The following is a 24,208-nucleotide window of genomic DNA, read 5'->3' as shown; positions in this document are numbered from 1 at the left end:
TCCTCTCGCTTCCGGAGTTTGCTCCGATGCGGTTTCGATCGGTCCCCATACCGCCGGCGTTTCCGTTGGAGCTTCTCCTGCCGTCTCGGGTCCGGCGGACGTTGAGTGCTTGGCTTTCAAAAAACGTTCGACGAACGTCCGTTCTGCCGACCGTACAACGGCCGCTGTCTTTATTCCAATCGCTTTTTCAGCGATTCGGGCAGGACGGGCATCGCTCCGTGCTGAGTGCAGACATAAGCCGACACGTCGACGGCCAGTCTGTGGGCCTCGCGCATTGTCTTACCTCGCAGCAGAGCCGAGCAGAACCCGGCCGTGAACGAGTCGCCGGCGCCCACCGTGTCGGCGACCTCCACTTTCGGCGTCTCGCAGAACGAGGCTTCCCCGTGCTGCGGGAACACGTAGCTCCCGTTCGCTCCGAGCGTCAGGATCAGGTATCGGAGTCCGTACCGCGCGATCAGCGTCCGGCAGGTGTCCTGCAGATCGATGCCCGGATAGCCGAACAATCGGTTCACAATGACCAGCTCTTCGTCGTTTATCTTCAGTACGTTGCACTTATCGAGCGATCGTTCGATCACTTCCTTCGTATAAAAGTCCTGCCGGAGGTTGATATCGAATATCCGGTAGCGGTCGCCGTCGTCGGGCATCCGGTCGAGAAACCGGGCGATCGTCTCTCGAGAAACGGGGCTTCGTTGGGCGAGCGATCCGAAACAAACGGCCCGCGTCCGTTCGGCCAAGGCATCGAGCGCGTCGGTGTAGGGGATGTTGTCCCATGCCACGCCGGTGCGGATATCGTAGCGCGGTACGCCTCGCGCATCGAGTTCGACTTGCACGGTGCCGGTAGGAAAGTCTACTCGTTGCAACAGGTGAGTTACCCGTTTGCCGTCGAGCGTGCCGGCCGCTTCCTGTCCGAGCGCGTCGCCGCCGATAGCGCTCGCCACGCAGCTTGCCAGACCCAGTTGCGATACGTGATAGGCAAAGTTGGACGGCGCTCCGCCCAGTTTTTTCCCTTCGGGCAGGACGTCCCACAGGATTTCGCCTATGCCTACGATGAGCGGATCGTTCATAAGCCCTTATCGGTTGGTTCTGATTTTCTTGGTAAAGAACAGCAGGTACAGCACGCCGATCATCATCACGGCCAGCGCTCCGGCTTGCGATCCCAGCGAGTCGGCGGCCATACCCATCGGCAGTGCGAACACGGCGCCGCCGAACAGGCCCATGATCATCAGGCCCGATACTTCGTTCTTCTTATCGGGCATGTGCAGCAGCGCCTGCGAGAAGACGACCGAGAAAACGTTCGAGTTGCCGAGGCCGAACAGCGCGATGCAGATCGAGATCACCGTTTTGTCGTGCGTGAAGAAAAGCCCGGCGAGGGCGACGATCATCATCAGCACGCTGACCAGAAAGAACGGCCGGGCCGCGAAACGAGCCAGCAGGAATGCGCCGGCGAAGCTCCCGATCGTACGGAACAGAAAATAGATGCTCGTCGCGTAGGCGGCCTGCTCGATGCCGATGCCCAGACGCTCCTGCAATATCTTCGGAGCCGTCAGGTTCATGCCGACGTCGATACCCACGTGGCAAACGATTCCCAGAAAGGCGAGCAGCACGAATCCGTTGCCCAGCAGCGCGAGGCACTGCCGGAACGTGGAGGCTTCTCCCTTCTCGTCCTCCTCCTCGATCTTCGTTACGCCGAGCGACAGCACGGCCAGAATCGAGATACCCGTGAAGATCGGGTAGAGCAGTTTCCAATTTCCGAACTCGAGGGCGGCCCATCCGGCGATGATCGGAGCGACGAACGAGCCGATCGCCTTGACGAACTGCCCCAGCGTCAGAGCGCTGGCCAGCCGGTCGCCGTGCACGATATTCGACAGCAGCGGGTTCAGCGAGACCTGCATGATCGCGTTGCCGATGCCCAGCAGGCAGAACGACACGAGCATGATCGTGAACGACGCCGTATTGTGCGGCATCGGGATGGTAAGTACGGGCAGCAGCAATGCGAGCGCCGTGACCACCAGACTGATCAGTACCGTTTTGCGCCGGCCGATACGGTTCATCAGCAGGCCCGTCGGCACGGAAAAGATCAGAAACCACAGGAATACCATCAGCGGGAACAGTCCGGCCATGGTGTCCGACAGCCCGAAGTCTTTTTTGATGAAGTTCGTTCCGGTTCCCACCAGATCGACGAAGCTCATCGCGAAGAACGAGAGCATGATCGGGACCAGTTTCAGGTAGAGGTTGCCTGATTTGTTTGCAGTTGCCATGAGTTTACGGTTTTATAGTATTTCAGGTTGTTCTTTCGCTATACGTTGAACAGGAAGTGCATGATGTCGCCGTCCTGCACGACGTACTCCTTGCCCTCGACCGCGATCTTGCCGGCCTCGCGGCAGGCTTTCTCGGAGCCGAGCGCGACGTAGTCGCCGTACTTGATCACTTCGGCGCGGATGAACCCCCGCTCGAAGTCGGTATGGATGATGCCGGCGGCCTGAGGGGCCTTGGTCCCCTTGCGGTATGTCCATGCGCGGGTCTCGTCCGGTCCCGTCGTGAAATAGGTCTCCAGATCGAGCAGCTTGTATGCCGAGCGGATCAGCCGGCTGACGCCCGACTCGCTGAGTCCCGCCTCCTCCAGAAACATCTGCCGTTCCTCGTAGGTCTCCAGTTCGGCGATGTCGGCCTCGGTCGCCGCCGCTACGATCAGCAGTTCGGCATTCTCGTCGCGGATCGCCTCGCGGACGGCATCCACATGGGAGTTGCCTTTCGCCGCGCTCTTTTCGTCCACGTTGCAGACGTACAGCACCGGCTTGTCGGTCAGCAGATGCAAGTCGTGTACCGCTTTGCGGTCCTCCTTGTCGAGTTCGACGGTCCGGGCGCTTTTGCCCTGTTCGAGCGCCGCTTTGTAGCGCGAGAGGATGTCGAACAGCCGTTTGGCCGTCTTGTCGCCCGTGGCGGCCTGCTTGCTCACCTTGCCGATGCGGCTCTCGACCGTTTCGAGGTCCTTGAGCTGGAGTTCCGTATCGATGATCTCTTTGTCGCGCACCGGGTCGATCGTTCCGTCCACATGCGTGATGTTGTCGTTCTCGAAGCAGCGCAGCACGTGGATGATCGCGTCCGTCTCGCGGATGTTGGCCAGAAACTTGTTGCCCAGCCCCTCGCCTTTGGACGCGCCCTTGACCAGACCGGCTATATCGACGATCTCGATCGTCGTGGGGATGATTTTCTTCGGGTTGTCTATTTTCGCGAGGTTCACGATCCGCTCGTCGGGCACCGTGATGACCCCGACGTTGGGTTCTATCGTACAGAAAGGAAAATTCGCCGCCTGCGCCTTGGCGTTCGACAGACAGTTGAACAGCGTCGACTTGCCTACGTTGGGCAGGCCTACGATTCCGCATTGTAATGCCATTGTCCGGAGTGTTAGTGTCTTTTGGTAATGTGCGCAAATGTACGAAAAAATACCGACTAACACGGTCCGATTCCCCAAGATTTGTGACCTCGGGAAGACGACGGAGCGCCCTCCGGCCGGGCCGGCCGTTCCGCAAGAGCGGAAAATTGCTATATTTGTCGGATAAACGGCGACGTATGATACCGAAAATCATTCACTATTGCTGGTTCGGCCGGGGAAAGATGCCCGAACTGGCGGAGCATTGCCTGGCCTCGTGGCGGAAGTTTCTTCCCGACTACGAGCTCAAGCTCTGGAACGAGGACAGTTTCGACGTGAACCGGCTGCGGTTCACCCGTCAGGCATACGAGCGGCGCAAGTTCGCGTTCGTCACCGACTATGTCCGGCTGTATGCCCTGAAAAGTTTCGGCGGAATCTATATGGATACCGACGTGGAAGTGCTGCGCAGTCTGGACGATCTGCTGGGCCTGCCCGGCTTTACGGGATTCGAATCCAACTGTCTGCTGCCGACGGGACTGCTCGCCTCCAGGAAAGGGGCGCCTTGGCTCGATATGCTGATGAGCTATTATGACGGCAAGCCTTTCGTCCGCTGGTACGGCCGCCTGAACGATACCCCCAATACGCTGATCATCTCGAAAATTTTCCGTCGTCGGGGGATTCGGCTCGACAACACGTATCAGGTGTACGACGGGGAGCTGCATTTTTTCCCGAAAGACTATTTCTGTCCGAAAACCTACGAGACGGGGCAGCTCGAACTGACGGAAAATTCCTATTGCATCCATCACTTCGCCGGGTCGTGGAAATAATCCGGCGTCATGACGCCGGTCGTCGTGCCCGTCGTCCGACGAGCGGGCGACGAGCATTCGTCCGATGATAACCTTTTGTCATATGCTCTGTCGATCCGGATCGGAGCCGGCGGGCCGAACTGAATATCCGCCGGGGTGCGGGGATCGATCCCGAAATTTTCATTCACGACAATCGGGAAGGGGGTTGGGGACGGTGCGAAACCTACAACCATTATGCATCCCAGGCCAGGAGTGACTACCTGTGCTTTCTGCACGAGGACTTCTCGTTCAGGACCGCCTCGTGGGCCCGCACGATCGTCGATTTTTATCGGGCTACGCCGGGAGCGGGCGTGATCGGGTTCTTCGGGTATGCGCTCAAGACGCGGTCGCCTTCGCTAATGGGGGGATTGAGTCGCTATGAACGGGCCAGTCTCTACCAGCATATCGGCGAGCGTGTGGTCCGCTTGGAGAGCAGGGCCGGAGAGGCCGACTTCTCGCCGGTCGTTCAGGTGGACGGCCAGTGCCTGATCGTGCCCAAGGCGGTCTGGCGCGAACATCCTTTCGACGAGGAACTCTTTCGCGACTTCCATTTGTACGACGTCGATTTCTGCGTCCGCATAGCCCGTCGCTATGCCAATTATATCTGCCACAGCGTGTTCGGGGAACACGGGTCGGTCGGATCGTACGACGATGACCGGTACCGGAATGTCTTGCTGTTCCAGCGCAGATGGGACGGCTGCCTGCCGCTGACCGTCGTGCCGATGAGTCCGCGCGAGGTGCGGGAGACGGAAACTTTCGCGGCCTATAAGTTTTATAAAAGGGTTCTTTCCAAAGGGCGGAGCGCCTACGTGCCTTTCGCCTGGAGCATGTACCGGCGCTACCGGACGGGACGTACCGATTTGCGGCTGCTCCGGCATGCTTTGCACTATGCGCTGATCCTTTGCCGGCGGCGTTTGCGGCATGGGTAGGCTGCCTTCCGGCCTGCTTTTGTCGTTCCGACCGTTTCGACCGTTTCGACCGTTTTCAGAAGCTTTGCGGGCTTTCCCGATCGTTTTGCGGCGGATATGCCGGTATATGATGAGGATTCCCGATCGTTTCCGGTTGTTTCTTTCGATTTCTTTGGTTTTTCGGCGGTTCTTTCTTGGCGGCGATTCTCGGCCGATTCGGATGGACTTCGGCACAGGCAGGTTTTTATACTTTTCACATAGGATGCCCATGCGCTTTCGTACAGGGCGATTCGCTGGATGCATGGCGGAGCGTAACTGTCGGAACGGTTCCGGCAGGGCCCGCCGGTACTGGGGGATACCAGCGGTCTCGGTTCCCGGTGCCGTGCATATCGCAGCTTGCGGAGAAAGTGCTTTGCGCCGGTCGGGGCGGGCGCTCCGAGCCTGATGTGTCCGGAAAAACCGCTCGCCGTTGAAACGAAAAGCGCGGCAAGCCTTTCCTGAAAGCTTGCCGCGCTCGTATGGCAAGTGTCGTGCGCCGATTATTTTCATTCGCAGACTCGCCGTTTGTAATTTCCGGCGTCCCGGTTCGCGGTCGGAACATTTCCGGAATCCGTTCATCCCTGCATGGCCTCCGCCTGACGAATACGACCGGGCGGGTCCTATTGGACGGCGATCAGCCTGTACGATCCGCCCCGCACGTCGAAACTCAGGTGCTGGTCGCTGGGTTGCTTCGCGCTCAGACGGGCTACCTTGTTGCGGACGGCCCGTCCGTTTTTCCAGACGGTGACGCCGTTGATCTTGATCTCCCGGACGCCCTGTTTCGGAGCTCCGATCACGCCGCGCGACCCGGCGGGCAGCTCGGCGTCGAGCGCGAACAGGTAAGGCGTGTACTCGAATGACGAGACTACGCGCCCGACCGGTGTCAGAACCGATGTCCGGGCCGAGTCGAGTCCGGCCGGTATAGGCAGGATGCCGATCTTGGCGTAGGCCGTTTCCAGCGGGCGGATACCGCAGATATATTGCGAGGCGATCGTCAGCCCGCCTCCGCTCCATGCATGGTTGACCGAGCCGCCTCCGAAGCCTTCCGCTCCGATGCCCCAGCCCTCGAACAGCGTCGTGAAGCGGTCGTCCTCGACCATTTTCGAGAACCGGCGGTTATGCCGCGCGAGCCCTTCGGCTCCGTGACCCATTTGCAGCATGGCCTCGAGTACATATTTTTCCATGTAGGGACTGGCGTGTTCCTGCGTGCGGAAGACCTCCAGAATGGCCGGATACTTGTCCCGGTCGGCCAGTCCCGATACGACGGCCAGCGCATGGATGCGGTCGTCCGTGGCATCCTCGTATTGCGGGTCGCGGTACTCGCTGCCGGTCCAGAAGTGGGCGTTGAAAGCCTGCTTGAGCGCGCTCATCTGTTCGGCGTAACGTTTGGCGTCTTCTTTCTTGCCCAATATTTGCGCCGTATTGCGCATGCCTTTGAGCATCAGGTAGTACCAGCAGTTCTGGAGCGGAACGATGTCGATGTCGGTGCCCCAGTCACCCCAATTCCAGCCTCCCTCGCGCAGCAGCATGGTCCCTTTGTTCCCTTTTTTCCAAAGAGCTATGTAGCGTTGCACGGCCGGATAAACGTCGGCGAGCGTCTGCCGGTCGCCGGTGTACCAGTAGTAGTTCCACAGTCCGTAGAATCCGAGCGAGGCCATGACCTGTCCGGGCAACTCCTTGTCCCAGTTCGACGAGGGAACGGGGGCGTAGATCACGCCGTCGGTCTTCTGCCATCCTGCCAGGTCGTGCAGCCATTTGCGCGTCAGCAGCGCGGCCGACTCGGACAGCACGTAAAACGCTTCGCCCGATTCGTTGACGGCGTCGCCCGTCCATTGCGAGCGTTCGCGGTCGGGGCAGTCCATATAGGTGTCGCGCATCGTGAGGTAGAGCGTGCGGAGCGCTTTTTTCCAGAATTTGTTGTACAGCGGGTCCGAGCACTCGAATTCGCCGGTAAACTCCGTGTCGTAGCCCGTCTCACGGAACTTCAGCTCGACGGCTTCGGCCCCTTTGGGCAGCACGTAATAGATCTTGTGCCCGTTCGTCCAACCCAGGTTCTCGTAGCTTTGAAGACCTTCGCGGGCGATGTATTCGCAGCGCAGGTAGTTGTCGCCGCCGTTGTAGACGAGGTAGTTGTCCGACATGATCTTCACCGTGTCGCCGGCATGCGCCTTCAGCTTGATGTACGGTGTGATCTGAGCGTTATAGGGCAGCGTGCAGATGATCGAGTCGCCGCTGCGTCTCTGCGAGGCGTAGTCGCGCAACTCGCCGATCTTCCACAGCGGGATCGGGCGCTTGACCAGCTTGTTCCAAGGCCGGCATCCGGCCGGTCCGTTGTCGACCGCCCGGGTCATGTCGCGGTCGTCGAACGAAGGCATGTACCATGCGTCGTCGCTTTTGCGCCCGTCGTAGCGGATGTTCGACTCGGCCAGGCGGAAGTTGGGGTCCGGCTTGTCGCAGGTTCCGTAGGCGGCATTCGTCTCGCACTTCCAAGTCTCGTCGCTCAGAATGTCGAAATCGGCCGTCTGGCAGTCGAAGATCAGACCGGCCTTGCCGCTGTCGTTGTGCGAGAACGACGGCTTGCCGAAATACCACAGCAGCACGGCGATCGTGTTCTTCCCCTTGACCAGGTAAGGAGCCAGCTCCACCTCGTCGTAGTAGGTATCCTGCGGATTGGGGCCTCTTTTGAGACCTCCCTCGAATACGATCAGCCGGCCGTTCACCCAAAGCCAGTACTTGCTGTCCGCTCCGATGCGGGCGACGACCGAGGAGGGCAGGGCGGGCAGATCGGCCGTGTAGCGGTAGTTGAGCCATGTATTGGGTTGTTCGGGCGTCGTGCCCGAGCTGATCCAGCGGGCTTTCCATGGCCGCTCCGCGCGGTCGGGCAACGCTGCGACCGCACGGTCCGAGCTCCACAGCAGGGCGCTCAGGCAAAGGATCGTCAGAAAAGGTTTGAGTTTCATACGGCAATTAGGGTTTGGTAGTTCGTCGCTAATGAAAAATGATCCGGAAAGCGGTTCCCGGATCATTCTTCGTCGTATCGGTTAAAGGCCGGCTCCCTTTTTGGCTATCTTCTTGATCTCCGACGGGAGCAACTTGCGGACGTTCTTGGCGACGTCCTGCTTCTGTTGGTTCTGCTCGATCGTGAATTCGACCGGATCGCCTACGTTGAGGTCCGCGAACTCCCCGACGACGTCCTGATAGTGGAAAAACAGGTTGTTGTTCGGGTACTTGATGAAGCCGAAACCGTTCTTGAGGCTCAATATCTCGCTCGTTTCGAACGTCTGCTCGCGGGCTTGGCGCGACGGGTCGGGCGCGACGAACATTTCGCTGATCAGCGGGTTGTTCTGTTGTACGCCGTAGTTGATCACGTCGTGCATGGCGACCGGATAGGTGGCCAGCGAGAGCAATTCGTGCGAGGTCTTGGTGACCATCTTCACGCCGTCGTCGTTGACATACTCGAATTCCCAACTGAGCAGCATGATCCGCAGTCCCAACCCCGTGAGTTTCCGCATCAGCGGGGTGTAGTCGGTATCCGAGACGATCAGCACGACCGTGTCGATGCGGCCGGTCATCGCCAGTTCGTAGGCTTCCAGCGAAAGCCATACGTCGATTCCTCGCTCTTCCTTTTTCCCTTGCAGATTTCTCAGCGGCAGGTAGTGGGGCTGAATCCCTTCCGACATCAGGATATCGTCGAACACCCGGTCGTTGTACAGCTGGTTCCCCCGCTGGGCCGCCTCGGCCGCATTGAGCCGCCCTCTGAAATAGTGCGCTTGGGCGATCTGGCATTTCGAGGGCTCGATGCCTTCCTCCTCGGCCACGCGGTGGCGGATGAAATTATGCAGTCCGCCCAGACTCAGCCGCCTTTTTACCGGATGGATATAGTTGTAGTAGTTCGATGCGTGCAGCAGAAAATTTCCGTCGTAAAATACTCCGATTCTACATGATCCACAGGGTGAATTCATAGTATTGGATAAGTTGTTTTATTGTATAAGTTTACAAAAATTCCGGTCGTTCGCTGTGCGCCGGAACCGTCGATTTGTTTTCCAAAAGTATGCAATTCGGGTATAAAATGCAATTTTTTCTTGTGTTTTTTGTATCGAACGGTTGCTTTTTTGCTTTCCCGGGGCTTTCCGGCCGAAATTCGGGAACGGAGCGGGCCGAACGGGCCGTCTCCCGGAATTTGTATTAATCCCGTATAAATTCTAACTTTGAAAAAATTTTGTTCGTATATTTCGGCCGCTGGCGGATACGACGGGCGCGCGGCGAACGGGCGTCTCGCTTCGGCGGCGGTACGGAAACGGACTGATGGGAATTTGACGGAATATCTATGGATGTACAGAAACTGATCGACGACGTGGAGCGCCTTCGCGCCCTGATAAAAAGCTGGAGCGCGGCCGGACCGGCCGGAGCTCTCGAACGGGACTTGGTGCTGGAAAAGCTCAGGGGACTGTATGAAACGATTCTGCTTTCGGAACCGGTTCCCGCTTGCGGGGTCTCCGAGTCGCATGCCGCCGTGCAAGGAGAGGCTTCCGTTCCGACGGCCGGACGGCCGGGTCCGGACGCGCCGTCGGAGAGTGCGCAGGAGGAGCCTTCCTGCGACGTAGGGTTCGCTGCCGCCGGGGAAGGGCATGCGGAGAAGGAAATCCCTGCGGCAACGGCCGGTGACGTGCCGGAAGCGGTCGCCGAGATACCGGCCGGCGCTTGTGCCGAAACTGCGGAGGCGCCGCAGGACGGTTGCGCGACCGCTGCGGCCGAAGCGCTGCCGGACGGGGAGGATTCCGTCGAGCAAAAGCTGTTCGACGACGAGCCTGTCACTCGTCACCGGGTTGACAAACGGGTCATTCTGTCTCTGTACGGGGATGTTCCCGCCGCTTCGCCTTATCCCGTTTCGGCTTCTTATCGCAAACACGAGGAAGCGGCCGGTCTGCCGACTGTCTCCGAGCCGGAAGGGATTTCGTCTCATACGGCCGTGCCGGATGGCGGTACGAGCAAGAAAGTGCTCGGCGAGGTGCTTGCCGGCAGCGGAGCGACGGCTATGAACGAAGTGCTCGGCAAGCAGACCCTCCATGCGGACGTCGCATCGAAAATTCAGCAGGGGATACGCGGGGAGCTGCGCCAGCATATCGGCGTCAACGACCGTTTCATGCTGATCCGCAATTTGTTCGGAGGCGATGCCGCCGCCTATTCGGCGACGATCGAACGGCTCGACAGCTTTACCGACTTGGACGATGCGCTGCTTTACATGCAGGAAAATTTCGAGTGGGACCCCGACAGCGAGGGAGTGCAGCTGTTGGTCGATTTGCTCGAGCGCAAACTTAGCTGAGAGGAACCATGTCGAAGCTCTATGTGGTGCCCACGCCGATCGGCAACTTGGACGATATTACGCTGCGCGCCGTGAGGGTGCTTTCGGACGTGGACCTGATTCTGGCCGAGGATACGCGGACCACACAGGTGCTGCTCAGACATCTGGGGATCGAGAAGAGGATGTGGAGTCACCATAAGTTCAACGAGCATTCGGCCGTCGAGGCCGTTGCCCGTACCATCGAGTCGGGCGAGGCGGTCGCGTTGGTGTCGGATGCCGGCACGCCGGGTATTTCCGATCCCGGTTTTCTGCTCGTGAGAACTTGCCTCGAGCACGGGATCGAAATCGAGACGCTGCCGGGCGCTACGGCTTTCGTGCCGGCGCTTGTGGACAGCGGCTTCCCGTGCGATCGTTTTTGTTTCGAGGGTTTTCTGCCGGCCAAGAAAGGGCGGACGAAGCGCTTGCTGCAACTCGCCGACGAAGAGCGTACGATGATTTTCTACGAGTCGCCTTACCGTCTGACGAAGACGCTCGAGCAGTTCGCCGGGGTTTTCGGACCCGAACGTCCGGTTTCGGTGTCGCGCGAGCTGACCAAAAAGTTCGAGCAGACGGTGCGGGGTACGCTCGCCGAGGTGGCGGCCCATTTCGCCGCGCACGAGCCTAAAGGCGAAATCGTCGTCGTGCTCGGAGGACGTCCTCGCCGCGAGGCGGGTGCCGACGGACCGGCGGCGTCGGGGCGGGATTCCGCCGACATTAATTCCATGGGATTATGATGACCAGAAATAACGCTTCCGGATCTCCGTTCGACTCGCTGAGGCGTTTTCTCAGGGACCGTTTCGATCTGGGGGAGGACAGCGCCCTGCAGGACGAGGTGGTGGACAATATCTGTCGCGGGGTCGATTTTCGCGGCACGAATCTCTGGGTGCTGATATTTGCGACGTTCGTGGCTTCCTTGGGCCTGAATGTCAACTCGACGGCCGTCATCATCGGCGCGATGCTCATTTCGCCGCTGATGGGCCCGATCATGGGCATGGGACTGTCGGTCGGCATCAACGATTTCGACCTGCTGAAGCGTTCGGTGCGCAATTTCGGCTTCATGGTGCTCGTGAGCATTCTGACCTCGACGCTCTATTTCGTCGTTTCGCCGCTGAGCGGAGCGCAGAGCGAGTTGCTGGCGCGCACGGTTCCGACGACTTACGACGTGCTGATCGCTTTCTTCGGCGGACTGGCGGGTATCGTCGCCCAGTCGCGGCGAGACCGGACTTCGACCGTGATTCCCGGCGTGGCGATCGCAACGGCGCTGATGCCGCCGTTGTGTACGGCCGGTTACGGACTGGCCACGCTCCAGCTGAATTATTTTCTCGGCGCTTTCTATCTCTTTTTCATCAATACGGTCTTCATAGCGATCGCTACTTTCGTCGTCGTCCGCTTCCTGAAATATCGCAAGAAGGAGTTTCTCGACAAGGGCCGCGAGGCGCGTGTCCGCCGCTCGATGCTGCTGATCGTTCTGGTGACGATCGTGCCGAGCGTCGTGATCGGCTACCGTATCGTCAAACGCAGTTTTTTCGAAACGAATGCTCAGCGCTACGTGTCGAACGTGTTTCAGTTTCCGAAGGCCAAGGCGATCGATTTCCACACGCATTTCGATTCCGACAGCTCCTCGATCGAGGTGTTTATGATCGGCGAACCCGTCTCGAAGGAGGCGATCGAGAGCGCCCGACTGCAAATGGCCGGTTACGGCCTGTCGCAAGCGAAGCTGATCGTCCGGCAGAATGGCGAGGACGATCACGTCGATCTGGTCTCCCTGCAAAGCGGATACCGCGAGCTGATCGCCGAGAAGAACCGCCGCATCGGCGAGTTGGAGCGGAAGTTGTCCGCTTATGCGACCGATACGCTGCCCTCGGCCGACATCGCGCGCGAGATGCGCGCGCTGGTGCCTTCCCTGCGCGAGGTGTCGCTGTCGAAGACGATTCGTTACGGTTCTTCGGCCGATACGCTCGTATTGTGCGTGGTCCGTACCGACGGGCGGCTCCCGGCTGCCGAGCGCGCGAAGATCGAGACGTGGCTCCGTGCGAGGACCCGGACCGACAGTTTGAAACTTTATATCGAATAGAGCGATGGATTACAGAGCGGTTTGTCTGGATGTGTGCGAGCTGGCCCGCGAGGCGGGAGCCTATATCGCCCGGCAGCGCGAGCGTTTTACGTTTTCGGACGTGGAATTCAAAGGGGCCCAGAATCTGGTGTCGTATGTCGATAAGCAGACCGAACGGACGCTTGTCGAACGTCTGAAGGCCCTGGTTCCCGAGGCGGAGTTCGTAACCGAAGAGGGAACCGTCTCCGCCGCCGGTGGGGCGAGCCGTCTCAAATGGATCGTCGATCCGCTCGACGGGACGACCAATTTCGTGCACGGGCTTTCGCCCTATTGCGTCAGTATCGCGTTGACCGAAGAGGACGAGCCGGTCGTCGGAGTCGTATACGAGGTGACCCGCGACGAGATGTTCTATGCCTGGCGCGGCTCGTATGCCTATCTGAACGGTGAGCGGATCGTTGTCTCGCAGACCGACCGGCTGGAAAACTCGCTGATTGCCATAGGATTCGCCTACGGGGCGGTTTCAAAGACGGACGGCTTTATCGATAGTCTCATACGCTTTCAGAATACGACCAACGGCGTGCGCCGTCTGGGGTCGGCGGCTGCCGATCTGGCCTACGTGGCCTGCGGTCGCTTCGACGCTTTCTTCCATGAGGGCCTGTCGCCATGGGATGTCGCGGCGGGGGCCTTGGTCGCTATGCAGGCCGGGGCGCGGGTGACCGACTACGGCGGAGGGAACGGCTATTTGTACGGCCGGCGGATCATCGCGGCTACGCCGGCCGTGTACGACGAATTTCAAAAGCAGGTCAAATGACGTCGAGCGAGCGGATACAGTATCGGCTGCTGTGGGGGGTCAGTCGGGTGGCCGGGTGGCTTCCCCGCGGGCTGCTTTATCGCGGGTTCGCGCCGATGGTCTGCTGGGTGCTTCACCGGGTCGTCCGCTACCGGGTGAGCGTCGTGCGGACCAATCTGGCGAACGCTTTCCCCGAAAAGAGCAGGGAAGAGCTGCGCGACATCGAGCGCAGATTCTACCGGCATCTGTCCGAGGTGTTTATCGACACGATTCTGCTGGGCTCGATTTCCCGGCGGGAGATACTCGAGCGCATGGTTTACCGCGATGTGGAAAAGCAGGAAGAGCTGATGCGCGGCCGCAGCTGGATTTCGGCCATGTCGCACTTCGGAAGCTGGGAGCTGACGATCAATTACGTCTGTCATACCGACCACCGCGTGTTCGCCGTATACCGGCCGCTGCACAATGCCGTGGTGGATCGTTTCTATCACTCGGCCCGATCGCGCTTCGGGACCCAGCCGGTACCGATGAACGACATCTTCAAGGAGACGATCGCCGCCCGGCTCTCGGGCGGGAAGCCCGTAATCGTCGCGCTGATCGCCGACCAGACTCCTCCTTGGCACGAGATCAAGCATTGGTACCGTTTCCTCGAGCAGGACACTCCTTTCTTCTCGGGCATCGAGAAGATGGCCCTGAAATTGAAAATGCCCGTTTATTTCATGCACGTGCGCAAGGTGGCTCCCCGGCATTACGAAGCCGAGTTCAAACTCGTTTACGACGGAGTAGAGCCGGTGGCCGAGCATCAGATAACCGAACGTTATATCGCGTTGCTCGAGGCGATGATCCGCGAGTCGCCCGAGTTGTGGATGTGGTCGCATCGTCGCTGGAAGCACAAAAAGCCCGCGGATTACGACATGCGCCATTCCCGCGATACGGAAACGCATAATATCCCGGAAGCATGACCCGAGTAAAAATCGTCATACTGAACTGGAACGGGCGCGATTATCTGGAGCGCTTTCTTCCCTCCCTCGTTTCGCGCACGCCGGGCGCGGGGATCGTCGTGGCCGACAACGGCTCGACCGACGATTCGGTCCGTTTCCTCGAGCGTCGTTATCCTCAGGTCGAATTGTTGCGGCTCGACCGCAACTACGGCTATGCGGAGGGATACAACCGGGCGCTCGCCGGGCTGAACGCCGAGTATTTCGTACTGCTCAATTCCGATGTCGAAGTGACCGAGGGGTGGCTCGATCCGCTGGTCCGCACGCTCGACGGCGACGGGTCGGTCGCCGCCGTGTCTCCGAAAATCCGCTCGTTCGGCGAGCCGGACAAGTTCGAGTATGCCGGTGCGGCCGGCGGGTTCATCGATTTTCTGGGCTATCCTTTCTGTCGCGGCCGCATACTCGATTCGATCGAGTCCGACAAGGGACAGTACGACGATCCGCGCGAGGTGTTCTGGGCATCGGGCGCCTGCATGGCCGTCCGAGCCGACGTGTTTCGCTCGCTGGGAGGGTTCGACGGCGATTTCTTCGCCCACATGGAGGAGATCGATTTCTGCTGGAGGGCCCAGCTGGCCGGTTATGCGGTACGGGTCGAGCCCCGTAGTTGCGTGCTGCATGTCGGGGGCGGCACGCTGCCGAACAACAGTCCGCAGAAGATCTATCTGAACTTCCGCAACAATCTGTGCATGCTGTTCAAGAACCTCTCCCCGCTGTCGTTCTGGCCGGTGCTGTTCGCCCGGATGGCGCTCGACGGCGCGGCCGCTCTCGTTTTTCTGGTTCAGGGGCGTCCCGATTTTTTCAGACAGGTATTCCGCGCTCATATGGACTTCCACCGTCGCCGCGGCTCGCTTCATCGGAAGCGGCGCGCGATTCAGCGCGGCCGCGTGGCCAGCTCGCGCTGGATATTCCGCGGCAGCATCGTGTTGCGGCATGCGCTGGGCCGTCGTCGTTTCGGTCATATGATGTGACGGCCGGCGCACGGGGCGCCGCATCTCGCGGGCGTTCCTCTCCGTATTTCGTTTGCCGGAGCTTTTGCCGGAAGCGGTCGCTCGCCGCTTTGCGAACGGACTTCGGCTCCGGATACGATTACGTTACCTGCTCGCTCTCTTCGAAATGGAAGTTCTGAAACGGGGAATCCGTCGCGGAGCCGTCCGGAAGCGCGTCGGCGATTCTCCCGTTGCCGGACCGGCAACGCTTGGTCGGAAATGCAAGATAATCGGAATTTCGGATAAGACGATGTCGGGCCGGGGTCTCTGCCGGTTTTTCACAGCGTCCGGGTGCTTCTGGCCATGTGTCCGGAACGCAGCCACAAACCGGAACGTCTGATCGCAAGAAAAAGCCGAGCAGTCCTTCTGCGGATTGCCGTGCATTTCGGGCGTGAAGTTGAAACCGTTTTCCGTCGGACGAGCAGAGTGAGCTAATGGAACGGCGTTCCGCACCGGTTGCATCGGAAATACCGGCGGATGTTGCCTGCCGAGCCGTTTCCCAGTGCGCCGAGGCCGGCGAGCAGATAGGCGCCGAAACGTTTCAGACGGGTTTCTCCCACTTCCGAACGCACGTCCTGCGACCCGCATTCGGGACAGACTACCGGTCGCTCCGAGGCCGTTTCTTCGGCCAACAGGTCGCGGGCCCTCTCGTAGTCGTCGTCTGCTACGACGACCTGTACGGCCAGCGACGGAATAGCCCCGGCGAACGGCACGTAGTCGTTGGAGTTCTCGTTCAGGACGAAAGCTTGTATCCGTTCGCTTTCGAGTCTTTGCCTGACGACCTGAGCTTCGAACAGGTTGCCGCATTCCTTGACCGTTTTCATCGTGTAAGGTTTTTAAGGACGATTCGCGCGGCCCCGCGTTCCTTGATTCCGGCCGTTCCCGTTTCGTAAGGCATACGCCTGCCGTCCGTCCGTGACGGACCGGTTTTTCGGTTGTCGACCGCGCGTTTTTACTCTGTTTATCCGCAAGATAGTGAAAACAAGACAGACTTGCAAGCGGACTCGGCAGCATTTTCCGGTCGCGACGACGTTTTTCCGGAGGGAACTATGCTTTCGGATATTGAACGAACAGATTCCGGTCGAGTCGGTCGAAGCGGTCGATCACGACGTCCACGCCTTCGATCCGGCCTACCGTCCCGCGGTCCATGGTCGAGGCGACGGCGACGATCATGCCGGCGCCGGCTCTCCGTGCCGCTTCGATACCCGAACGGGCGTCCTCGGCCACGATGCACCGGGAAGGGGACAACCCGATCCGTTCGGCGGCCCGGAGGTAGATATCCGGCGCCGGCTTGCCTGAAAACGTGCCGTCGTCGTAGACGATTCGCCTCGGATCGAACCAGCGGTCCAACCCGAAATGCTCCCTGAAGAACCGTACATTGCGTATTTCCGAAGCCGTTGCGATCGTATGCGGGATGTCGTGCTCGCAGAGCCAGTCCAGCAGTTCGGCGGCTCCGGGAGCCAGACGGAAGCGCTCCTCGTCCTGCAGGCAGAGTTCGCGGTAGATCGTTTCCTTGCGTTCGATCAGTTCCCAGACCTGCTCTTGGGTCAGCGGTTTCCGGAGCAGGTATTCGAAGATCGAGCGCGACGAGCGTCCGTGTACCCGCTCGTACATTTCTTCGGAGGTAAAACCTTTTCCGCGTAGTTGTCGCGATACGGTATGCCATGCCTGCTCTTGCTTGTCGGAGTCGAAGAACAGCGTTCCGTTGAAGTCGAAAATGATTCCGTCGTATGCCATGACCTTTCGGTTTTTTATCGGTTTTCTCGGTCGGGATTCCTGTCGGCGGAAAGATTTCGCCTGTTTCCTGAAAGCGTAAGATCGTTTCCGTACCGCCGGCGTCGCGAAAGGCGGCGAACCCGATCCGTCGTCACGACCGGACCGTCGCGGAATATGGCCCGGAAGTTTCCCGGCGTTCGTTCCGGTCCGTATCCGGACCGCTTGGCAAGCGGCTTGACCGGATATTAGCCTGCCGGGCCGGTTCCGACTTCCCGTCCGCCGAGCCGGACGGCTTCGCCTCCGGCTCGGCGGAACCGGGAGTCGCCGCTGTTTCTTTTCGTCCGTTGCGACGAGGCGGACGTTTCCGCGGCATTTGCCTGCCGTCGCGCGGCTACCGCCTGTAGCTCTTTTTGTAGACGGCCCGGTTTCCCTTGTTGTCCGTCACGGTCAGCACCAGTTCGTGGGTCTTGCCCTTCTCCCAGCGCTTGTCGTCGAAATAGTGCGTCAGCGTCCCTGTTTTGGCGTCGAGCTCGAACAGGGCCCACTGGCCGTCGATCGTGGCCGAGTAGGAGCCGATGCCCGAGAAGTCGTCGCTTATTTTCACAGCGATCGTTTCCCGCGACCCGAAGTCGGCGTCGGCCTTGAAGGCGGGAGCTATGCGGGGCGGAACGGTGTCGACGGCTATGTAGAACGTTCCGAAAGAGCGGGTGTCGGTGCTCACCTTGCCCTCTTTCCACAAGCCGCCGGCCGAGCTGCGCCGTCCGTCGGCGCCTATCGAGCCGATCAGGGCCTTGCTTTGCAGATGCTCGGGCAGCTCCGATGCGTCGATGCTGACCCGGATGCTCTTGTGCAGCGGCACGTCCGGCGTGTGGACCGTATACAGCGGAGAGTATCCGTAGGCGGGTCGGGGTTTGGTTTGCATGCGCAGCAGAATCGATTCGTAGAGCGCTCCCCGGGGAATGGCGAACCAAAGACCCTCGCCTCCGTAGCGGTAGTCGCTGTTCCAGCGCACCGGGATGCCCGAGGGCCTGTCTTGTTCCTCGTCCGTTCCGTCCGCCGACGCGAGGCGGACGTCGAACGCGAGCGTCGAGCGGTTTTTGCAGTCGTCGCCGAGCGTGATTTCCATTCTGTGCGTGCGTCCCTCCTCGAATGAGAGCATGCCCCTGCGAGCGTCCTTGCCGTAGATCGGCAGCGGATTGTTGGGCAGGGCGCAAAGGCGGTACACTCCGTTGCGCGTGCCGCGCGATTCGGGGTAAAGCGCGACGGCGTACGAGTAGCGGCCCAACTCGAAGCCGATCCGGTCGACCGTCATCGAGAAGCAAGGTTCCCCGTCTTTCGACACTTCGGCCTCGTAAATGCCCATCGGGTTGCTCGTACCGTTCTTTTTCTCCTCGGCCTCGACGGCGAAGTATCCGTTCGCCGTGACGGGCAGGGGGACCGTATCGGGCAGCGCGTATCCGCCCGAGGCCGTCCGGCCGACGGGAAGGCTCAGCCGTACGGTGTGCAGGGGAATGCCCTGGACCGTATCGACGGATACGTAGTAAAGCTTCTTGACGACGGGCGGGATCGTGTCGGGCACTTTCAGGAATCCGCGCGCCAGTACGTTCAGCGGTCTCTGCGCCGCTCCTTCGCGCACTTCCAGATGCAGGTGCGGTCCTCCCGACGAACCCCGGTTGCCTGACAGCCCGATGCGCTCGCCGCGTTTGACCGGGAAACGCGTCTCGGGCGGGGCGAAGTCGAGGGCGAACGTTTTGCGGGCGTATTGCAGCTCATGGACGTAGGCTTCGATCGGCTCGGTGAAGCGCTCCAAGTGGCCGTATACCGTCATCCGTCCGTCGGGGTGCGTGATGTAGAGCGCCTTGCCGAATCCGCCCGGCGAGACGTTGATGCGCGAGACATAGCCGTCGTCCATGGCGAAGACGGGCTTGCCGATCACGCCCTGCGTCTTGATGTCGATCCCCGCGTGGAAATGGCCTCCGCGCAGTTCGCCGTAGTTGGCCGACAGCCGCAGCGGAATATTCAGCGGCGAAGCGTAGCCGATCGCCTGTCCGCTTGGCGCCGTCGCTTGTCCTGAAACGGCGGCCGGCTCGACTCTGCTCGCTTCGTTTGCCGCGCTTGCGGACGGGGCGGGCGAGGACTCGGAAAATTCGCTCGGTTTGTCTTCTCCGGTCCGTGCTTCCGAGCTCGTCCGTACCGTCCGCTCCGACGGAAGCGGTTCGTCCGTACCGCTCGAGGCGATCCATGCCGTGCAGAGAGCAGCGGCCGCAGCCAATGGCAGCAGAACAACAATTTTCCTTTTCATATGGCGTTTTTCCTTGTTGATCGTCATTTTTCCCTTTCGCGCATCAATCTGTCGATCGCGTCGCTCACTTCGTCGTAGTCGAATCCGAGGCCCGCGCCGTAGCGCAGCAGTTTGCCGCGCATCTGATAGTCGGAGACGGCACGGGTACCCTGCATCTTGCGCCGCAGCGACTCCTCGAGCTTCGTGCCCAGTTTTTGCGGGTCGGCTTGGGCGAGCGCCTCGTCGATCGTCTGCTCCGGAATCCGCTTGGCTTTCAGCGCGGCTCTGATCTTGCGGACGCCCCAGCGGCTCAGGTTCAGTTTTTCCCGGACGTATGCCTCGGCATAGCGTGCCTCGTCGATGAACCGTTCCCTGACGAGCCGGTCGATAATCGGCTGATGCTGCTCGGGGGCTACTCCCCACCGTGTCAGCGATCGCCGGACGTCCGAGATCGCCCGCTCGCTCTTGGCGCAGACGTTCATCAGGGCCCGCAGAGCCTGTTCGGGCGTTTTGGTCCGTTTCACTTCCATCGCGCGCTGACCGTTCTGGGCTTTCCGAAAAAGTCCTTCGACAGGACGATTTCGCGGTAGCCCTCGTTTTCGAGCAATTCGACGGTTTGAGTGCCGAACCGCTCGTTGATCTCGAAATAAACCGTCCCTCCGGGTGCGAACAGCCGCCGGCCGAGACCGGCGATTGCCCGGTAGAACAACAGCGGATCGTCGTCGGGCACGAACAGCGCCCGGTGCGGCTCGTATCGCAGCACGTTCGGGCTCATCTGCCTCTTCTCGGACTCCGTCACATAAGGTGGATTGCTGACGATCAGATCGAACTCTCCCTCGGGCGGGCCGGTCAGGATGTCGCGCCGCTCGAAGCGGACCGTCTGCCGGTGGCGCTCCGCATTTCGTCGGGCGATGCGCAGCGCCGTATCGGATATGTCGACGGCCGTCACCCGCGCATCCGGCAGCTCGGCCGCCAGCGTCACGGCTATGCAGCCGCTGCCCGTTCCGATGTCGAGAATACGCAGGCCGCTGTCGCTCCTGTGCCGCTCGACGATCGTCCGGACGAGCTCCTCGGTTTCGGGACGGGGGATCAGCACGCCCTCCTCGAGGGAAAACTTCCTGCCGCAAAAGCGGCAGAATCCGGCTATGTACTGGGCCGGGCGGTACGACCCGATCTCGAAAGCGAGGCGTTGCAGATCGTCGCGCAGCGGACAGGGCGCGTCGGGCTCGACGATCACGTCCGTGAATCGCAGCCCGAGCCGGTCCTCGCACACGAGCGCCGCGACGGCCCGCGCCTCCCTCGGCTCGTAAGCCGCCGCGGCCGCGCCGTACACCGTATCCCATATTTCGCGCCGGGTCATTTCGAATGGCTCTTTGACGACAAATATAAGCAAAGGCGGGAGCAATTGAGGAGAAAAAATTCGTTTTTCCGGAAAATTTCCGGGCCGAATCCTACGAATTATCCTCCAGTATGTAGCGAATGAAACTGGAAGCCGAAACTCCTTTTTCTTGCCGGTTTGCGCTGTGCCCGTCACCTCCGTGCCCGAGACCGGCCCGATTTCGCATGGAATTTTTTCGTGCCCGCCTTACTGCATTTGAAACGGTATTGCGCGATTTTTTGCCTGATTGTGCCGGATAATGGTTAACTTTGTCGAATTACGGATTGCATCCCTGTGGTCCGAAGTCAATAATTTTCAATGTATGAAGTCAATAACCGATAGAATCTATGAAAAAGCTTTCTTTGTTTCCGTTTCTCACCCTAACCGTTTTCGGCATGAGTAGTTGTGCGAGCGGAACAGACGACCGCGCTTCTCTCGAGTACGAGAAGTACCGGCTGCCCAACGGTCTCGAGGTCGTATTGCACCAGGATACCTCCGATCCGGTCGTTTCCGTGGCTATCCAGTACCATGTGGGCAGCAACCGCGAGAAACCGGGCAAGACGGGTTTCGCGCACTTTTTCGAGCATATGCTCTTCCAGCGTTCCGAGAACCTGCCGCGCAACGCCTTTTTCCAGAAAATAGACGCGCTCGGCGGCACTTTCAACGGCGGCACGAGCAACGACGGTACCGTCTATTTCGAGACCGTGCCGCGCGATGCGCTGGAGAAGGTGCTGTGGATGGAGTCCGACCGTATGGGCTATTTCATCAATACGGTGACCGAGGGCGGGCTCAAACGCGAGATCGACGTCGTGTCGAACGAAAAACGTCAGGGCGAGAACGTGCCTTACGGTCTGGCGTGGGATCTGACATTCAAGAACCTGTTTCCGCAGGGACATCCGTATAGCTGGACCGTGATCGGGGAAATTCCCGATCTGCGCAGCGCGACGGTCGATGACGTCAAGGAGTTTTACGACAAATATTACACGACCAGCAATGCGACGCTCGTCGTAGCGGGCGATTTCGACAAGGCAGAGGCCAAAAAACTGATCGAAAAGTATTTCGGCGAAATACCCGACCGAGGCAAGCCCGAGGCTCCGCAGGTGCAGAACGTGACGCTCGACTCGACGAAGAAGATTTCGTACGAAGATGTCTTCTGCAACGCGCCGATGCTGTTGCTTGCCTATCCCGGGGTCGAAACCTATAACGAAGACGGCTATGCGCTCGATTTTCTCACGAACCTGCTGGCCGGCGATAAGAAGTCGCCGCTGTACAAGGTGCTCGTCGAGGAGCGCAAGCTCGCGCCCGAGGTCGAGATGTTCAGCTATCAGCTGGAAGTGGCGGGACTGATCGTTTTCGATGCCAAAACCTTCCCCGGCGTGAAGCTCGACGACGTGCAGGCTGCGTTCGACGAGGCGCTCGCCCGCTTCGAAAAGGAGGGGATCGATCCGAAAGACCTCGAGCGTTACAAGAATCAGGAGGAAACGCGTACGTATAACCGGCTGACTTCTACCAACGGCAAGGCGATTTCCATGGCGCGCGACAACGTGTTCGGCGGCGCGCCCGACCGTTCGCTGCGGGAGTTGGACAAGTACCGCGAAGTGACTGTCGACGACGTGATGCGCGTGTACGAGAAGTACGTTAAGGGGCGTCCGTTCCTGTCGGTCAGCATCTATCCCGAGGGACAGTCCGCTTTGGCCGTGACCGGTTCCGTGCCGGCTCAGGTCGAGCAGGAGTCGATCGACGACCAGCAGATGAGCTCCGAGGGCGGACAGATCGTCGACGACCCGTACGAGAAGACTCCCTCGCAGATCGACCGCAGCGTCGAGCCCGCCCTGATGGCCAATACGCCCGAACTCAGCGTACCTGCTGTCTGGAGCTCGACTCTGTCCAACGGAATGCAAATCAAGGGAATCGAGTACGGCGAGCTGCCGCTGGTGAACTTCTCGATCGAGTTGAATCAGGGCATGCTACTCGATGCTCCCGGCAAGGTGGGCGTCGCTTATCTGACCGCGCAGATGCTGAACGAGGGAACGGCCTCGAAGACGCCCGAGCAGCTCGAGGAGGCGATCGGACAGCTCGGCGCCTCGATCCGGGTCGCATGCAGCCGCGAGTCGATGACGCTCAGCGGCCTTTGCCTGAAAAAGAATTTCGCCCGGGCGATGGAGCTGGTCGAGGAGATGCTGCTCCATCCGCGTTGGGACGAGCAGTCGTTCGCCGTAGTCAAGGAGCGGGCGATCGATAACGTCCGCCAGCGCGCGACCGAACCGGAGGCGATCGCTCAGAGCGTTTTCGACCAGGCGCTTTACGGCGCGGGCAGCGTCTTGTCCGAGAATCCGAGCGGCACGGAAGCGTCGCTTCAGTCGATCACGCTCGACGATCTGAAGGCTTTCTATGACGAGTGCTTCAGCCCGAAAGTCGCGCGCATGAGCTTCGTGGGAGGTTTCACTCAGTCCGAGGTGGAGAAGTCGCTCGCGTCGCTGACCGGGAACTGGCCGGCCAAGGACGTCCGTCAGCCCGAGATCGGCGAAGACGGCACGGAGCCTGCGGGCAAGGTTCTCTTCGTCGATTATCCCGGAGCGCGCCAGTCCTATGTGCTGATCGGTTCCAAGGCCATGCCGATGCGCAGTCCCGAGGCCTATCCGGCCGTAATCGTCAACGATAAGCTGGGTGCCTCCTCGGGCAGCCTGCTGTTCGAGATCCTGCGCTTGCAGCACGGCTATACCTACGGGGCGTATTCCCATTTCGTGCAGGGCAATTACTACAACAATTTCCAAGCTCTTTCGAGCGTTCAGGCGATCGTGACCGAAGAGTCGGTCGCTCTGTTCCGCGATATTCTTTCCTCGTACGGCGCGGATTACTCGCAGGAGTTTCTGGACCGGACCCGTCAGGCGCTGTTGCGCACGATGAACGGATCGTTCGAGACGCCGGCGGCCCAACTGGCTATGTTGCGCAAGATCGCCCTTTACGGCTTGGCTGACGATTACGTCAAGCGCAACGAGCAGACGCTTAAGGATATGACTCTCGACGAGGCCAAACAGGTGATCGGGCAGTATATCGATTTCGACCGGATGACGATCGTCATCGTGGGCGACGCCAAGACGCAATTGGCCGGCGTGCGCTCGCTCGGTCTGGGCGATCTGGTCGTGGTAGACAGCCAAGGAAGACCTGTGAAATAAGTGCCGGCCGATCCGACGTGTTCGTCGGAGAGCCGAGGAACGTCAAGATACGAAAGGGGAGGCGCGAGCCTCCCCTTTCGTATCTCCGTCTCCGTCTCCGTCTCCGTCGTCTTTCATGTGGCGGAGTCGTGCAAGGCAGCGCATGGTCCGGTATTCCGTTGCCCCGCGTTTTCGCTTCGGAAATTCGCCATGGCGCTGGAACGAACCGTCGGTCATTGCGGATGCCGTCGGATCGGCGGCTCGGCCGCGATTGCCGGACAGCGTCGGTTGCGACGGGTTTTCGGTGCGGCGTGCATTTCCTGTCCGCTGCTTGTCCGCCGTTATTCGGTT

The 24,208-nt window shown here is 60.1% G+C and carries 19 protein-coding genes; 9 read left to right on the top strand and 10 right to left on the bottom strand.

What is annotated here, in order from left to right:
• Positions 1 to 170: 170 nt before the first annotated feature.
• Genes NQ491_RS03135 through ychF form a run of 3 tightly spaced genes read right to left on the bottom strand, consistent with a single transcriptional unit; the run spans position 171 to position 3,394 of the window.
• Positions 171 to 1,064, bottom strand: a complete 894-nt coding sequence (locus NQ491_RS03135) for a carbohydrate kinase family protein (RefSeq protein ID WP_019244779.1) — start codon at positions 1,062 to 1,064, stop codon at positions 171 to 173.
• 6 nt (positions 1,065 to 1,070) lie between these two features.
• The gene (locus tag NQ491_RS03130) at positions 1,071 to 2,258 is read right to left on the bottom strand and encodes an MFS transporter (RefSeq protein ID WP_019244780.1); all 1,188 of its coding nucleotides are present in this window, start codon (positions 2,256 to 2,258) and stop codon (positions 1,071 to 1,073) included.
• Between the two features lie 38 nt (positions 2,259 to 2,296).
• Positions 2,297 to 3,394, bottom strand: a complete 1,098-nt coding sequence (gene ychF / locus NQ491_RS03125) for a redox-regulated ATPase YchF (protein WP_019244781.1) — start codon at positions 3,392 to 3,394, stop codon at positions 2,297 to 2,299.
• Between the two features lie 176 nt (positions 3,395 to 3,570).
• Between ychF and NQ491_RS03120 the strand changes: the two genes are divergently transcribed.
• Both NQ491_RS03120 and NQ491_RS03115 read left to right on the top strand, forming a co-directional pair.
• Complete coding sequence (locus NQ491_RS03120; protein WP_019244782.1) at positions 3,571 to 4,197, top strand: glycosyltransferase family 32 protein; 627 nt, start codon at positions 3,571 to 3,573, stop codon at positions 4,195 to 4,197.
• Positions 4,198 to 4,277: 80 nt separating this feature from the next.
• Positions 4,278 to 5,144: a glycosyltransferase gene (locus tag NQ491_RS03115; RefSeq protein WP_081587376.1), complete on the top strand. Its 867-nt coding sequence runs from the start codon at positions 4,278 to 4,280 to the stop codon at positions 5,142 to 5,144.
• A 638-nt stretch (positions 5,145 to 5,782) separates the two neighbouring features.
• Here NQ491_RS03115 and NQ491_RS03110 read toward each other — a convergent pair.
• On the bottom strand, positions 5,783 to 8,122 hold the full coding sequence (locus tag NQ491_RS03110; RefSeq protein ID WP_019244785.1) for an alpha-L-rhamnosidase-related protein: 2,340 nt from the start codon (positions 8,120 to 8,122) through the stop codon (positions 5,783 to 5,785).
• An 81-nt stretch (positions 8,123 to 8,203) separates the two neighbouring features.
• The gene (locus NQ491_RS03105; protein ID WP_019244786.1) at positions 8,204 to 9,124 is read right to left on the bottom strand and encodes an NYN domain-containing protein; all 921 of its coding nucleotides are present in this window, start codon (positions 9,122 to 9,124) and stop codon (positions 8,204 to 8,206) included.
• Between the two features lie 365 nt (positions 9,125 to 9,489).
• On the opposite strand from NQ491_RS03105, the gene NQ491_RS03100 reads away from it, so the two are divergent.
• From NQ491_RS03100 to NQ491_RS03075, 6 genes are read left to right on the top strand one after another with little or no spacing between them, the layout of a single operon-like run.
• Positions 9,490 to 10,485, top strand: a complete 996-nt coding sequence (locus tag NQ491_RS03100) for a hypothetical protein (protein ID WP_019244787.1) — start codon at positions 9,490 to 9,492, stop codon at positions 10,483 to 10,485.
• Between the two features lie 8 nt (positions 10,486 to 10,493).
• A complete protein-coding gene (gene rsmI / locus NQ491_RS03095; RefSeq protein WP_019244788.1) occupies positions 10,494 to 11,237 on the top strand; it encodes a 16S rRNA (cytidine(1402)-2'-O)-methyltransferase in 744 nt (247 codons plus the stop codon).
• Positions 11,234 to 12,577 (top strand): TIGR00341 family protein, encoded by a 1,344-nt coding sequence (locus tag NQ491_RS03090; protein ID WP_019244789.1) that lies wholly within the window; start codon positions 11,234 to 11,236, stop codon positions 12,575 to 12,577. The genes rsmI and NQ491_RS03090 overlap by 4 nt, the downstream gene beginning before the upstream one ends.
• Positions 12,578 to 12,581: 4 nt before the next feature.
• Positions 12,582 to 13,367 (top strand): inositol monophosphatase family protein, encoded by a 786-nt coding sequence (locus NQ491_RS03085; protein ID WP_019244790.1) that lies wholly within the window; start codon positions 12,582 to 12,584, stop codon positions 13,365 to 13,367.
• Complete coding sequence (locus tag NQ491_RS03080; protein WP_019244791.1) at positions 13,364 to 14,305, top strand: lysophospholipid acyltransferase family protein; 942 nt, start codon at positions 13,364 to 13,366, stop codon at positions 14,303 to 14,305. The genes NQ491_RS03085 and NQ491_RS03080 overlap by 4 nt, the downstream gene beginning before the upstream one ends.
• On the top strand, positions 14,302 to 15,309 hold the full coding sequence (locus NQ491_RS03075; protein WP_019244792.1) for a glycosyltransferase family 2 protein: 1,008 nt from the start codon (positions 14,302 to 14,304) through the stop codon (positions 15,307 to 15,309). The genes NQ491_RS03080 and NQ491_RS03075 overlap by 4 nt, the downstream gene beginning before the upstream one ends.
• A gap of 449 nt (positions 15,310 to 15,758) precedes the next feature.
• On the opposite strand, the gene NQ491_RS03070 is transcribed toward NQ491_RS03075, so the two are convergent.
• The 5 genes from NQ491_RS03070 to prmC form a co-directional block, all read right to left on the bottom strand.
• Positions 15,759 to 16,151, bottom strand: a complete 393-nt coding sequence (locus NQ491_RS03070) for a putative signal transducing protein (RefSeq protein WP_019244793.1) — start codon at positions 16,149 to 16,151, stop codon at positions 15,759 to 15,761.
• A gap of 223 nt (positions 16,152 to 16,374) precedes the next feature.
• Positions 16,375 to 17,064, bottom strand: coding sequence for an HAD family hydrolase (locus NQ491_RS03065; protein WP_019244794.1), 690 nt, complete (start codon positions 17,062 to 17,064; stop codon positions 16,375 to 16,377).
• 370 nt (positions 17,065 to 17,434) lie between these two features.
• The gene (locus tag NQ491_RS03060; protein ID WP_157365648.1) at positions 17,435 to 19,345 is read right to left on the bottom strand and encodes a M23 family metallopeptidase; all 1,911 of its coding nucleotides are present in this window, start codon (positions 19,343 to 19,345) and stop codon (positions 17,435 to 17,437) included.
• Positions 19,346 to 19,368: 23 nt separating this feature from the next.
• Complete coding sequence (locus NQ491_RS03055; RefSeq protein ID WP_019244796.1) at positions 19,369 to 19,854, bottom strand: regulatory protein RecX; 486 nt, start codon at positions 19,852 to 19,854, stop codon at positions 19,369 to 19,371.
• Positions 19,845 to 20,684 (bottom strand): peptide chain release factor N(5)-glutamine methyltransferase, encoded by an 840-nt coding sequence (prmC, locus tag NQ491_RS03050; protein ID WP_019244797.1) that lies wholly within the window; start codon positions 20,682 to 20,684, stop codon positions 19,845 to 19,847. Before prmC ends, NQ491_RS03055 begins: the two co-directional genes overlap by 10 nt.
• Positions 20,685 to 21,097: 413 nt before the next feature.
• Between prmC and NQ491_RS03045 the strand changes: the two genes are divergently transcribed.
• Positions 21,098 to 23,878, top strand: a complete 2,781-nt coding sequence (locus NQ491_RS03045) for a M16 family metallopeptidase (protein ID WP_259800695.1) — start codon at positions 21,098 to 21,100, stop codon at positions 23,876 to 23,878.
• Positions 23,879 to 24,208 lie beyond the last annotated feature (330 nt).

It is taken from the genome of Alistipes ihumii AP11 (assembly GCF_025144665.1).
Classification (GTDB): Bacteria; Bacteroidota; Bacteroidia; order Bacteroidales; family Rikenellaceae; genus Alistipes_A; species Alistipes_A ihumii.
Note: the sequence above shows the minus strand (reverse complement) of the source record. Positions and strands in the feature narration are given on the sequence as shown.